We start from the raw sequence: 12,724 nt of genomic DNA on the forward strand, positions 1-12,724 counted from the left end.
GGCGAAAACATGGGATTTAACTGGGTGGATGGCGTCATGCTTGCCCTGATGGGGTTTAACCTGATCAGAGGCTATCAGCGGGGACTGGTACTCACCCTGACAAGTTTGGCCAGTTATGTGGCCGGATGGCTGGCAGCATTAACATACAGTGAACAGGTGGCAGTCTACGTTCAGGCGACACCAAGCCTATACAATCCACTGTTTCGGTGGGTGTACGATTTTCTGGAAAAACGCAGCGATTTTTCACAGGCAACCCATCTGGCTGAAGAGACCCTGGTTGAAAAATGGCTGACATTACCCATTCCCGGAATGGCCCGGGAGTGGCTTCACCAAACGGACGCCCTGGCAGATATGCAAGCGGTTGAAGGCTTGGTTCAGCAAACAGAAGCCTGGTTTTTACATCAGGCAGCAACGGCCATCACACAAATGGTGGTCTCCCTCATTGCATTTGTACTGGTTTTTCTGGTGGTGAAACACGGGGTATATCTGTTGGGACTGTTGCTGCACGGGTTGTTTCAGCTACCGGTGCTCAGTGCCTTCAACCGATTCACAGGTCTTTTGGCAGGTCTGGTGAGGGGTGTCATCCTCATTTGGCTGCTTACACTGCTCATCACCCCCTGGGTGGCGGCTTCTCCCCAGGGAATGCTGGCAGAGGGACTGCGCCAGTCACAACTGCTGGAACAGTTTCCCTGGATATCCGTCGTCAAGGTGGAAACCGCCGCCGAAAGCAACCAGAGGGAAGAAGCACCACCAGTGTGAACGCCTGATCACCACCCTCAATTTCACTGACAAAGAAAGATCACAAAACTGCAAGATAACGCAAGAAAACGCAAGAAAACACCAGCATCAAAAACACAAACTCATACAATAAAAGCACTAAAGAACCACAGAACCACAGAACCACAGAACCACAGAACCACAGAACCACAGAACCTCAAAGCTACAAAGCTACAAAGCTACAGAACCACAGAAAGGCAGATTTGCAGAAAGTTGGCCCATATCCCGTCAAATGGTTGAATGTCAGGTCGTTAACAAAGGAGGCACTTTATGGCCTATAAAGCCCTATACCGAAAATGGCGGCCAGAAGTTTTTGAAGAAGTCATTGGTCAGCGACAGGTGATTCGAACCCTGAAAAATCAAATAACCACCGACAGTATCTCCCATGCCTATCTATTCTCAGGAATCAGAGGAACAGGCAAAACCTCCACCGCCAAAATCTTTGCCCGCGCCATTAATTGCCTTAATCCGACAGATGGCGATCCTTGCAATGTGTGCGAGGTTTGCCGAAGTATTTTGTCAGAACAGATGATGGATGTGCTGGAAATTGACGCTGCCTCCAACAACGGGGTGGATCATATTCGGGAAATCAGGGAAAATGTGAAATACCCGCCAGTGAAAAGCCGGTATAAAGTGTACATTATCGACGAAGTACACATGCTCAGCGCCGGTGCCTTCAATGCCCTGCTAAAAACGCTGGAAGAACCACCAGACTATGTGGTGTTTATTCTGGCCACCACCGAACTTCATAAAATTCCGGCCACCGTGCTCTCAAGATGCCTGCGGTTCACCTTCAAGCCCCTGAGTCTTGAAGAGATCCGGCAGCGGCTGCTCACCATCTGCCGTTCCCTGGGAGTGGATTATGAGGAAGCCGCTGTCACCACCATCGCACTGAACGGAGAAGGCGCTCTTCGAGACTCCCTGAGCATTCTTGACCAGTGTCTGGCCTATCACCCGGGAGAACTGCACTATCATCAGGTGGTGGAAGTGCTGGGAAGCATCAACGAAAGCCTCCTGTTTCAGTTGGCAGCACATGTCAGTCAGGGAAAAGCACTGGAAGCACTGCGTCTGGTTCAATCCCTCTATCAGGAGGGCAAAGATCTGCAACAGCTGGTGACAGATGCCATGAAGCACTATCGGTGGCTCCTGATGGCCTCACTGAATGCCACGGTTGAAGGCTGGGAAACCCTGCCGGAGGCAACCCGGGAACAGTATCTGGAGCAAAGCCGTTCCTACCAGACAGGAGACCTGACTGTCATCATCCGCCAACTGGCTGAAACAGAATATATCATGAAACGAAGTGCTCAGCCCCAGCTGATGCTGGAAAACAGCCTGATCACCCTCTGCCAGCAAATGAGGACGGGAGCACTTGCACAGACCTCCAGGGCAGTTTCAGAAAATGGAAAGGCACCTCAGGAGCCAAGAGATGTTCAGGAGCCAAGAAATCTTCAACAGACGACGCATGCGACAGATCAAAGGAGCATCACTCAACTGGATCAGCGGATTGGCCGCATTGAAGATTTTCTGAATCGGATGAAACAGCGAAAAGCAGCAGGCACAGCGCCATCAACACCATCCACCCAGCCAAAACAGCCATCAACGGCAGACGCCTCGGCAGAGGCAACTCTCGGAGCAAACGAGACGACAGCTGAAAAAGCAGGCCTTGGGCAAAGAACTTCAGAAAAAGAGAAACCGGATTCTTCGGGAGATCAAAAACTTCAGGTGGAAACCACCATGGAAGCAACGCCAGGAGAAGCAATGCCTGCAGCAGGCAGCGATGCGGAAACACAGCAGGCAGCAAAGGAACCTGTGAAGGAAGCAGCTATGACCAACACAGCAGCCGCGATCAACACAACAAATGAAGCAACCATCATCAAAGAAACGGCCGCTTCCTTTGAAGAAGCGGGTGGTGGAGAACCGCCAGCCAGTTGTGGTACCGGTCCGGCAGCACCATTAACCTTTGACATGATCAGGCAGATGTGGCCCCATGTGCTTGATCAGATGCGAGCCGATAAGAAAGTTTCCATTCAGGCCATGGTAAGAGAAGCCCAATTGACACAGCTTTCCGGCTGTGACTTAACCCTGACATTTTTGCCGGAGCAGACCATTCTGTGTGAACGTTTGGGACGAGAAGACATTAAAGATTATTTGGCCACCCTCATTCAGCAAAAAACTGGTCGGCGTCTTCGGTTGAAACTGGAAGTAAAAGAAGCCGAACCACAGCATTCTTCTTCAGATCAGGTGGCTGAAAAACTGAAACAGGTGGTTCCTGAAGAATTGGTGGAAGTGGTGGAAGATGATCAGGATGATCCGGACCTAATGTGAGCCCCGGCAGCATGCCGGCATGCATCAAACTGTTGAATGCCGCACCACCCCCGTATCACCGCCGCACCACCTCTGCCTTACCGCCGTGCCATTTCTGCACCACCCCCGTATCACTGCTGAAGGACCACCGTACTGCCACTGCATCACCGGAAAAATTGTGGTATAATAACACAACAGCCACTCTTTTGAGGGGCTGATGCCAGCATTTTTCAATCGAAAAATAACAACAGTCATCAACGACACTGAAAATAATGACAGGGAGGAAACCAAAGTGGGCAAAAAAGGATTTCCCGGCATGGGAGGCATGCCGAATATGAACAACATGATGAAACAGGCACAAAAAATGCAGAAACAAATGGCAGAAATGCAGGAACAGCTGGAACAGCAAGAATTTGAAGCCAGTGCCGGCGGCGGCGTCATCACCGTCAAAGTCAATGGTAAAAAAGAGATCATCGATATTCAGATCAAGCCCGAAGCGGTTGATCCTGATGATGTGGAAATGCTGCAGGATCTCATCATGGCAGTTGTGAACGAAGCCATGCGCATTGCTGACGAAACCGTCTCCCGGGAAATGGGGAAACTCACCGGCGGCATGAATCTGCCGGGTTTTTAGACGGCGGCGTGAACCCCGTCAGCTCGAACCGGTTCAGTGCCATTGAGGGCATCGAAACCGCACCATTCCGTGAGGAGATAAGGCATGCACGAATTTACAACCCCCATCGCCAGCCTGATTGAAGCCTTCAGTAAACTGCCGGGAATCGGCAGAAAGACGGCGCAGCGGCTGGCATTTCATGTGATCAGTATGGAAGGCCGGGAAGTGACACAACTGGCCCGGGCGATCGTTGAAGCGAAAAAGAACATTCGCTACTGCCAGGTGTGCTGTAATTTCACCGACCATGAACAATGCACGATTTGCAGGGATACCCGGCGGGATCACAGCATTATTTGCGTGGTGGAAGACCCCCGGGATGTGGCTGCGCTGGAAAAAACCCGGGAGTATCACGGTTTGTATCATGTGCTCCATGGAGCCATTTCACCGTTGGAGGGCATCGGCCCGGAAGATATCAAAATCAAAGAACTGCTGGCCCGGGTGGCCGAGGAACCGGTGGAAGAAATCATACTTGCCACCAACCCCACCATTGAAGGGGAAGCCACCGCCATGTACCTGGCCCGCATTTTCAAACCCGCAGGCATCACCGTTTCCCGCATTGGGTACGGAATTCCTGTTGGGGGCGACCTGGAGTACGTGGATGAAGTAACGTTATTGAAAGCCATGGAAGGACGTAAAAAGCTATGAAAATCGGTTTAAGAACCGTTAAAACCGGTATTGCTGTGGCGTTGAGCCTCATGATGGTTCAAATTCTACAGCTTGAGAGCGTTATTTTTGTATCCATCGCAGCCCTCATCGGCATGCAGCCCACCGTTTCAGATTCATGGAAAGTGGGCGGAAACCGAATTTTGGGAACCGTTGTCGGCACCCTTTTCGGGCTTCTGATGGCACTGCTTTTGCCTGGCAATTTTTTACTGGCAGGCCTGGGAGTGGTGGTGCTGATTCTGCTGATGAACCAGCTGAAAATCCCAGAAGGCATTACCATCAGTTGTGTGGTCTTCATCAGTATTTTCATGAACACACAAAATGATATACTCCCTTATGCCCTCAGCCGCCTGACAGACACGTTTATGGGGATTGGTATTGCCCTCATGGTGAACTATTTTATATTCCCCCCCAAGTACGACCGGCGGGCCATGTCTGAAATGCGTAAGGACATGACCCGAATACTTACTTGCCAAAACCGGATACTGGGCATGCTCCTCAAGCAGGAGCAGGTACTCCTGACAGAAGTGGACGCCCAGATTGATGATATTCTGGAAGAACTGAATGAATCCAAAAAACTGGCGGAAATGCAGGAAAAAGAAGAAAAACTCAATGTCTACGGTCAAATACTCTGCAAAGAAATCAACCTGGTGCTGCGCATTACCACCGATATGTACCAGCACCTGAAAAACCTCTACGGGCTTCTTGAAAACGGCCTCGCACCCCACACCCTTCAACCCGTTGAGCCGGAACTGCTGGCCCTTTACGAAAAGCTGAAGCGGGAAGAAACCCTGCTAAGGGAAGGCAGCCGTCAGAGGGGGGAAACCTTGAAAGAGCTGATGGAAGATATCGCCAGCCTGAAACGCCGGGTGAAAAGCGATAACATTTCCCGCCAGCTGGGAGCCGAAGAAATCATACAGCTGATGGTGATGGTGTATAATATTGGCGAAATCATTACCAAAATGGAAATGATCACATCCCAGCACAACGCCTGAGGATTCTGACACGTCAAACACATCAAGCATCTCAAACAAGCATCTCAAACAAGCATCTCAAACAAGCATCTCAAACATGCAACCGTCAACAATGAGTATTGATGATGCACGTGGCATCTGATCAGTCAAACGGCACCAATCAACAGACGAAAGCCAGCAAGGAAAAAAGAAAAAGAAACACAGAAGCAAAGGAGCTGCCAGGCATGGAGTTTCATCAAAACCGTAAAGCCCTCACCGAGACAGCTATGATTGCCACCCTCACCTCCATTTTTGTGGTGAGCACCTTTTATATTCCCCTGTTATCCATTCTCCTGGCACTGATTCCCATGCCCTTCATGGTATTGGCTGTGCGCAGGGGGAGTCGTTACGCCTTTTTTGCGCTGGTGATGGTGACACTGATCATTGGTCTTCTGACAGGGGTGATTTACAGTCTTTTTGCCCTGGTGATCTTTGGCCCAATGGCCCTGGCCATGGGCTGGTGGATTCGTCACCGAAAAGAGCCCCATGAAGTGATTTTCATTGGTGCCGTTGGCTCTGCCGCCGCCATTTTTACCATGATGCAGCTCATTGCCATGGCCAGCGGCATCCAGCTGACTCTGGAGATCAGCCAGATGATCACCGGTATCATGGAACAGCAGGCAGCCGCGCTGCAGCAAATGAACCTTGAGGTGGTGGCGCTGGAAGAAGCCGTCCACTACCTGCTGTTGGTGTTTCCGGGGCTCATTCTCATCCAGTCTCTCTTTGGGGCTTTTGTGAACTACTACCTCACCATGGCGGTTCTCCGCCGGTTTACCCCTTCTGAAGAACCGTTACCCGAGTTCAGCAGGTTCCGGCTTCCGGGGCACGTGGTCTCCGGTGTTTTTCTGCTCATGGCTTTGTCCTGGGGTTCGCAGTTCATTCACGGAATCAACCATATAAGCCTGTTGGCCAATGTTACGCTGATAGCAGTCATGATTTTCTTCATGCAGGGAATTTCTCTCATCAGCTACTGGATCAAAGGCACCCGGGTTCCCAAATGGGTGCGGCTGGTCATTCTGGTGATCCTGGTGATCCTCAGCCCCATGATCACTCTGATTTCACTGCTGGGGCTGGTGGATGTGCTGGCAGACTTTCGAAAACTCACTGTCAGCAAATGAGGAAATTCAGATTAGATAATGAGGAAGTTTGGATTCGACAGGATGAACCAGTGAAAGAAAGTTAAAGGCAAGTGTCCCCTCATAAGCAGTCCATTTAAAGGAGCGGCTTTATGAAAAAAAGCAGCCTGTTACAGTTCTTTGTTCCCGATACCCGTATCTACATGATCATCATTACCCTGCTCATTGGCATTCTGGCCTGGTACAATCAGGCCATTGCCGTGGTGGGGGTTTTTCTGCTGGTATACCTGCTGGTGTATAACCTGCGGGTGAGCAATATCAAGCGTCAGGAATGGACCCGTTACATCGAGCGGTTGTCGGCAGATGTGGATACGGCCACCCGGGAATCCATTCTTTCCATGCCCATTCCCTTAACCATGCTGGACATTGACGGTACCATCACCTGGTACAACCGTAAATTTGCCGACATACTGGAAGAAAATCATCAGACAGAGCTGCTGGAAAAAAAGCTGGATGATTTGCTGCCAGATTTTCATCTGAAGGAACTTTTGGAAAAAGAAAACGAAGAGCTGCTTCAGGTGAAGGTGGGAAACAGAAGCTTCAAAGTGGTGGCCAATGTGGTGAAACGCGATAAATCTGCAACCGCGGAGCACCTGATGATTCTTTATTGGTTTGAAACCACCCCTTATGAAAATCTGAAGCGAAAATACAACAGTGAAAAACTGGTGCTGGCACTGGTACAGGTGGACAACTACGACGAAGCCATCAAAAGCACCGATGAAGCCAACCGGTCGAAAGTGATTGCCGAAATCGACCAGCAGCTTCACCGCTGGACAGGACAGGTAAAAGGCGTTATTCGCAAATATGAACAGGATAAATATATAGTCATCTTCGAATATCACCAGCTGGCACAGCTGGAAGCCAAGCGGTTTGACATTTTGGACAGTATTCGGGAAATACAGGCCGGCAACCATATTCCCCCCACCCTGAGCATTGGTGTGGGTTCCATGGGGAAAGATTTTCAGGAAACCCTGGCCTATGCCAACACGGCCAAAGATCTGTGCCTGGGCCGCGGCGGTGACCAGACAGCCGTGAAACGGCAAGATGATATCAAGTTTTACGGCGGAAAAACCCGGGCTGTGGAAAAACGCACCAAAGTGAAGGCACGGGTCATTGCCTACGGCCTGCGTCAGTTGATGGAGCAGGCAGACCAGGTGCTGGTGATGGGCCACAAGCAACCAGATCTGGATGCCCTGGGCGCTGCCTTGGGCATTTACCGGGCAGCCCGTAACCGAAAAAAAGACGCCTATGTGGTGATGAGCGGCAGTAACCCTTCCATCGAAGTGCTCTATGACATGATGATGGAAAAAGAAGTCTACCAGAAGGCTATCATTACCTGCGCCGAAGCCATGCGGATCAAAGGAAAAGCCCGCACACTGGTGGTGGTGGTGGATACCCACCGGCCGGCCTACACAGAGTGCCCTGAACTGCTGGAGAACAACGACCGGGTGGTGGTCATCGACCATCATCGCCGCAGCACCGACTTTATTGAAAACACCCTGCTCACCTACCACGAAACCTACGCCTCCTCCACCTGTGAAATGGTGACGGAGATTCTCTATTACATGGACGACAAAATGACCCTGGAAACCCTGGAGGCAGAAGCCATGATGGCCGGCATTGCCCTGGATACCAAGAACTTCACCTTTAAAACAGGCGTCCGCACCTTCGAGGCAGCTTCATACCTGCGCCGGGCCGGTGCTGACACCACCATGGTGCGGCAGATGTTTCAGGATGACCTGGAATCCATTGTCTCCCGTGCAGAAGTTATCAAAAAGGCTGAAATGATGATGGATCAAATCGCCATTGCCATCAGCGACGACCATTCCAGTCACGCCCAGCTGGTGGCCGCCCAGGCCGCCGATTCAATGCTCGCCATCAGGGGAGCCAAAGCTTCCTTTGTGCTGGGCATCAATACCGAAGGCCAGGTGTTTATCAGCGGCCGGTCACTGGGTGAAATCAACGTGCAGGTCATCCTGGAAAAACTGGGGGGCGGCGGCCACATGACCGTTGCCGGAGCCCAGTTGGAAAATATCACCATTGAAGAAGCTAAAGAACAACTGATTCAGGCCATCTCAGAGGCATTGAATGAGGAAAAGGAGGAAACATCATGAAAGTCATCCTGCAAAAAGATGTAAAAGGTCTTGGAAAAACCGGCGATGTGGTAAATGCCAGTGACGGTTATGCCCGTAATTTTCTGTTGCCCAAAGGCTTGGCGGTGGAGGCCAGTACCGGCAACCTGAATAATGTGAAACAACAAAAGCAGGCTGAAGCCAAACGCAAGGCCGATGAACTTGCCGAAGCTGAAAAACTGAAAGAACGGCTGTCGAAGGTTACTGTCACACTCACGGCCAAATCAGGGGAGGGTGGCCGGCTCTTTGGTTCCATCACCAATAAAGAAATTGCCGAAAACCTGGAAAAGCAGCATCATATTGCCCTGGACAAACGAAAAATTGTGTTGAACGACCCCATCAAAGAACTGGGAGAAACCCTGGTGGATGTAAAGGTGTACCCGGGAGTCAACGGTACGTTGAAGGTAAAAGTGCAGGCGGAAAACTAATCACCTGAGAGATCAGTTGACGGATCAAGAAGAAGGAGTCGAGCCATGGAAGCTTTCGCCAACTTTGCACAGGTACCGCCTCACAGTGTCGAAGCCGAACAGTCGGTGCTGGGAGCCATGCTCATGGACCGGGATGCCGTCTATGTGGCGCTGGAAATTCTGAAACCCGAAGATTTTTATAAAGAAGCTCACCGGGAGATTTTCGAAGCCATGGTCGGTCTTTTTGGCAAGGAAGAGCCGGTGGACCTTCTCACGCTCACAGAAGCTTTGCGAGCCCGTGAAACCCTGGAGGCGGTGGGAGGAATCCCCTACCTGTCCAGCCTCACCTCCAATGTACCGGTGACGGTTCATGTGGAACACTATGCCAAGCTGGTGGAAGAAAAGGCAGTGGTGCGCCGGCTCATCCATTCTTCCCGGGATATCATGCAGCTGGGGTACCGGCCCGAGGTGGAAGTGCAGGAACTCATTGAGCAGGCCCAGAAAAACATTTACGATATCACTCAAAGCCGGTATCGTCAAGGGTTCACCCACATTAAAGACCTGCTGGGCACCACCTTCGACGAAATTGAGCGGCGGTACGAAAACAAAGAAGCCATCACCGGGCTCACCACCGGCTTCAACGACCTTGACCACAAGCTTAACGGCTTTCATCCGTCAGATTTGATTCTGGTGGCAGCCCGTCCCGCCATGGGAAAATCTGCTTTTGCCCTGAACCTGGCGCAAAACGCGGCCATGAAGGGTGATGCTTCTGTCGCCATTTTCAGCCTTGAGATGTCAAAGGAACAGCTGATCCTGCGTATACTGGCGGCTGAATCCATGGTGGATCTGGGAAAAATTCAAAGTGGCCGTCTCAACGAAGACGAATGGCAGCGCATTGCCCAGGCCATGGTGCCCCTCTCCCAGGCAAAGATCCATTTCGACGATTCAGCAGGCATTTCAGTCACAGAAATGCGGTCAAAATCCCGACGGCTGAAAATGGAAAAGGGCCTTGACCTGGTGCTGATTGACTATCTGCAGCTGATGCAGGGAGAAACCCGCAGCGAAAACCGTCAGCAGGAAATCTCCAGTATCTCCCGAAACCTGAAAATCATGGCCAAAGAACTGGATTGTCCGGTGATTGCGCTTTCACAGCTCTCACGTGCACCCGAGCTGCGGTCTGATCACCGGCCCATTCTCTCAGACCTTCGTGAATCCGGTGCCATTGAGCAGGATGCCGATGTGGTCATGTTCTTATACCGGGATGCCTACTACGACGAAGAAAGTGAAAAGCAGAACATTGCCGAAGTGATTCTGGCCAAGCACCGTCACGGCGAAACCGGTTCCATTGAAATGATCTGGATGGGAGAATACCAGAAGTTTGCCGATCTTTCCAGATATGACAGTTAAGAAGCGGCAGCCTGTTGTCAGAAGGCGGGTTCTGTGCTACAATAATGTTGACTGGTTTAGTATGGATTTCACAGGCAGGAACACTGCCTGAAGGAGGGATAACATGGCGAAGGTGACACATGAAATGACCATTATGGAAGTCCTGAAGTTGGATCCGGGCGTGGCCCCCATCTTTATGAAACATGGCCTGCATTGCCTGGGATGCCCAGGGGCAACCATGGAGAGCATTCATGATGCCGGTCAGGTGCACGGCATTAATGTTGATGTACTTGTCAATGAACTGAACCAATTTTTGGAAAGCAACGCATAACACCCCCAACTATAGGCAGACATCACAAAACCCGGCGGGAATCACTCGCCGGGTTTGTTTTGGTATAGGAAATAGCACATGCAAAAAAGTGGTGGATAACGTTTTGGTAATGGCTTTAAGCTTCTTACTCACGGTTCCCCATCACCTATTAACTGAAAAACTGCTGTAGGCAGTTTCAGACTGTAGACAAAATAAGATGAAGACAAGGGATTTGGTAAAGGACAGCCTTGGAAATCTTGTCAGTGTTTTTTCGAAAAGGAGAGAAAACCGCCAGCGCCTGCTGTTTGAGCGCAGCGAGTTCAGGTGCTGTTTTCGAGACTTTCGACTAAAAACACACAAGATTGGAATCAGCTGGCCAGTCCAAATCCCTTTGTCTTCAGCCTCAAACTGCTGTAGGCAGTTTTGTTCTTGTTTGTGAAGCAGTGGTTTTTTCGCTTTAGACAACAGGCAAAAAACAAAGTGAAATGATGACAGCTATGATTGATCAGAAGTGCTGAAAAGCAGGCTGAAGAGCTCTGCCGGCAATGTGAAGCTGTTGCCGGAGAGCGGCGTATTTGATGCTGTGCTCGCCGGTGTCACAGTAAGACCCTTGGCATCGGTGCTGATTCTGCCAGCGTCTTCCTTTTCCGAACACGTTTTCCCGGCACATGCCTTTTCATCACCGGCTTCTCCGGTATTCATTTCTCCGGTACGGCGATCCTCCGACTTTCCCACCAAATCAGAAGAAGGTTCCTGCTGAAGCAGCATCTCGTCATCAGAAGCCTTCAGCCGAAGCATTTCCTGATGAATCTGCTCCATTTTCCTGTCCAGCTGGGCCACTGTATCAGCAGCTTCCTTTAAGTCATCCTTCAGCTGCTGGGGCACTTCCCGTTCATATTTATAATAGATTTTGTGTTCCAGACTGGCCCAAAAATCCATGGCAATGGTTCGAATTTGAACTTCCACAAAAACTTTCTCCATGCGGTCTGACATAAAGACCGGGACCTGAAGAATCATATGTAAACTTTGATATCCGTTGGGTTTGGGTTCTTCAATATAGTCTTTGTAATCCAGCACCGTGATATCCTGCTGCTGCATCAGCATGCCGGCCACCCGGTAGATGTCTGGAACAAAGGAGCAGGTGATGCGAATACCGGCAATGTCACGAATGTTCTCACGAATGGATTCCACCGACCAGGGGTAATTCTTGCGCTGCAGCTTGTTGATGATGCTTTCGGGGGTTTTCAGCCGGGACTTGACATGTTCAATGGGGTTATAGTCATGCACATATTCAAATTCCTGTTTCAGAATATTAATTTTGGTGTTCACTTCTTCCAGCCCGAAACGGTAGTACATCATAAACCGGGTAAGGGATTTTTGAAAGGTTCTCATTTGCTCAGCATTCACCTGTTCTATGTTAATCAATAAAGTCAACTCCTTTTGTGGGCATCGAAGCGCTGCGCACAGTATCAGACTGTTATTTCCAGGAAAATCATATCTCCAACAGAAATAATGCACATCATCCCAAATGGAAATGACGAGCAGACATCACCAGTAGACATTACAAACAAAATCTCGAACGGGTGCCACAGCCAGAAAAAAAGCCAGGGGCATGTAAAAAGTGTTAGAAAACTGGAAAAAAGGGGCATTCAATCAACATGACGAGAAAGAGACAAAAACGTTTCATCAATGGTGATGGATCAAAAGATGCCATTTCGAGATCATCACCAGAATAGCAGATGCGTATGAACCATGAATGAACGAATCCCTGTTTTGCATAGACATCGATGGGAAAGCGCACCGAAAAGCAAACCAATGAAGCAACGATATGGAAAATATGGGAAAAACATCCAGCAGAAAATAAAACAGATGGAAAGGGATCTGAAGACAAGGCAGATCCACTGAAAAAAGGTAAAAGACGCT

General features: G+C 50.2%; 11 protein-coding genes. 10 read left to right on the forward strand and 1 reads right to left on the reverse strand.

The genetic code is table 11. The features are described 5' to 3' along the window. Nucleotides 1–9: 9 nt before the first annotated feature. The 10 genes from QOL74_RS10400 to QOL74_RS10445 all read left to right on the forward strand — a co-directional run bounded on the left by QOL74_RS10400 (nt 10) and on the right by QOL74_RS10445 (nt 10,822). The gene (locus QOL74_RS10400; protein WP_283409409.1) at nt 10–759 is read left to right on the forward strand and encodes a CvpA family protein; all 750 of its coding nucleotides are present in this window, start codon (nt 10–12) and stop codon (nt 757–759) included. 288 nt (nt 760–1,047) lie between these two features. Beyond that, nucleotides 1,048–3,102 (forward strand): DNA polymerase III subunit gamma/tau, encoded by a 2,055-nt coding sequence (gene dnaX, locus QOL74_RS10405; protein WP_283409410.1) that lies wholly within the window; start codon nt 1,048–1,050, stop codon nt 3,100–3,102. A gap of 271 nt (nt 3,103–3,373) precedes the next feature. Further along, entirely contained in the window at nt 3,374–3,715 is a 342-nt protein-coding gene (locus QOL74_RS10410) for a YbaB/EbfC family nucleoid-associated protein (RefSeq protein ID WP_283409491.1), read from the forward strand. Between the two features lie 84 nt (nt 3,716–3,799). Further along, nucleotides 3,800–4,399: a recombination mediator RecR gene (gene recR / locus QOL74_RS10415; protein ID WP_283409411.1), complete on the forward strand. Its 600-nt coding sequence runs from the start codon at nt 3,800–3,802 to the stop codon at nt 4,397–4,399. Then, nucleotides 4,396–5,412, forward strand: coding sequence for an FUSC family protein (locus QOL74_RS10420; RefSeq protein WP_283409412.1), 1,017 nt, complete (start codon nt 4,396–4,398; stop codon nt 5,410–5,412). The genes recR and QOL74_RS10420 overlap by 4 nt, the downstream gene beginning before the upstream one ends. Before the next feature lie 104 nt (nt 5,413–5,516). Then, nucleotides 5,517–6,548, forward strand: a complete 1,032-nt coding sequence (locus tag QOL74_RS10425; protein ID WP_283409413.1) for a YybS family protein — start codon at nt 5,517–5,519, stop codon at nt 6,546–6,548. Between the two features lie 110 nt (nt 6,549–6,658). Then, the gene (locus QOL74_RS10430; RefSeq protein WP_283409414.1) at nt 6,659–8,680 is read left to right on the forward strand and encodes a DHH family phosphoesterase; all 2,022 of its coding nucleotides are present in this window, start codon (nt 6,659–6,661) and stop codon (nt 8,678–8,680) included. Beyond that, entirely contained in the window at nt 8,677–9,126 is a 450-nt protein-coding gene (gene rplI / locus QOL74_RS10435) for a 50S ribosomal protein L9 (RefSeq protein ID WP_283409415.1), read from the forward strand. Before QOL74_RS10430 ends, rplI begins: the two co-directional genes overlap by 4 nt. Before the next feature lie 45 nt (nt 9,127–9,171). Beyond that, the gene (gene dnaB / locus QOL74_RS10440) at nt 9,172–10,512 is read left to right on the forward strand and encodes a replicative DNA helicase (protein ID WP_283409416.1); all 1,341 of its coding nucleotides are present in this window, start codon (nt 9,172–9,174) and stop codon (nt 10,510–10,512) included. A gap of 103 nt (nt 10,513–10,615) precedes the next feature. Next, on the forward strand, nt 10,616–10,822 hold the full coding sequence (locus QOL74_RS10445; RefSeq protein WP_283409417.1) for a DUF1858 domain-containing protein: 207 nt from the start codon (nt 10,616–10,618) through the stop codon (nt 10,820–10,822). Nucleotides 10,823–11,296: 474 nt separating this feature from the next. On the opposite strand, the gene QOL74_RS10450 is transcribed toward QOL74_RS10445, so the two are convergent. Further along, on the reverse strand, nt 11,297–12,226 hold the full coding sequence (locus QOL74_RS10450; RefSeq protein WP_283409418.1) for a GTP pyrophosphokinase: 930 nt from the start codon (nt 12,224–12,226) through the stop codon (nt 11,297–11,299). Between the last annotated feature and the right edge of the window lie 498 nt (nt 12,227–12,724).

Source organism: Anoxynatronum buryatiense (genome assembly GCF_900182905.1).
Lineage (GTDB): Bacteria > Bacillota > Clostridia > Peptostreptococcales > Tindalliaceae > Anoxynatronum > Anoxynatronum buryatiense.

Excerpts from the sequence above, each read along its gene's own strand:
- recR (WP_283409411.1), top strand. The coding sequence starts at position 3,800 with ATGCACGAATTTACAACCCCCATCGCCAGCCTGATTGAAGCCTTCAGT.
- QOL74_RS10445 (WP_283409417.1), top strand. The coding sequence starts at position 10,616 with ATGGCGAAGGTGACACATGAAATGACCATTATGGAAGTCCTGAAGTTG.
- rplI (WP_283409415.1), top strand. The coding sequence starts at position 8,677 with ATGAAAGTCATCCTGCAAAAAGATGTAAAAGGTCTTGGAAAAACCGGC.
- QOL74_RS10430 (WP_283409414.1), top strand. The coding sequence starts at position 6,659 with ATGAAAAAAAGCAGCCTGTTACAGTTCTTTGTTCCCGATACCCGTATC.
- dnaX (WP_283409410.1), top strand. The coding sequence starts at position 1,048 with ATGGCCTATAAAGCCCTATACCGAAAATGGCGGCCAGAAGTTTTTGAA.
- QOL74_RS10420 (WP_283409412.1), top strand. The coding sequence starts at position 4,396 with ATGAAAATCGGTTTAAGAACCGTTAAAACCGGTATTGCTGTGGCGTTG.
- QOL74_RS10425 (WP_283409413.1), top strand. The coding sequence starts at position 5,517 with ATGCACGTGGCATCTGATCAGTCAAACGGCACCAATCAACAGACGAAA.
- dnaB (WP_283409416.1), top strand. The coding sequence starts at position 9,172 with ATGGAAGCTTTCGCCAACTTTGCACAGGTACCGCCTCACAGTGTCGAA.
- QOL74_RS10400 (WP_283409409.1), top strand. The coding sequence starts at position 10 with ATGGGATTTAACTGGGTGGATGGCGTCATGCTTGCCCTGATGGGGTTT.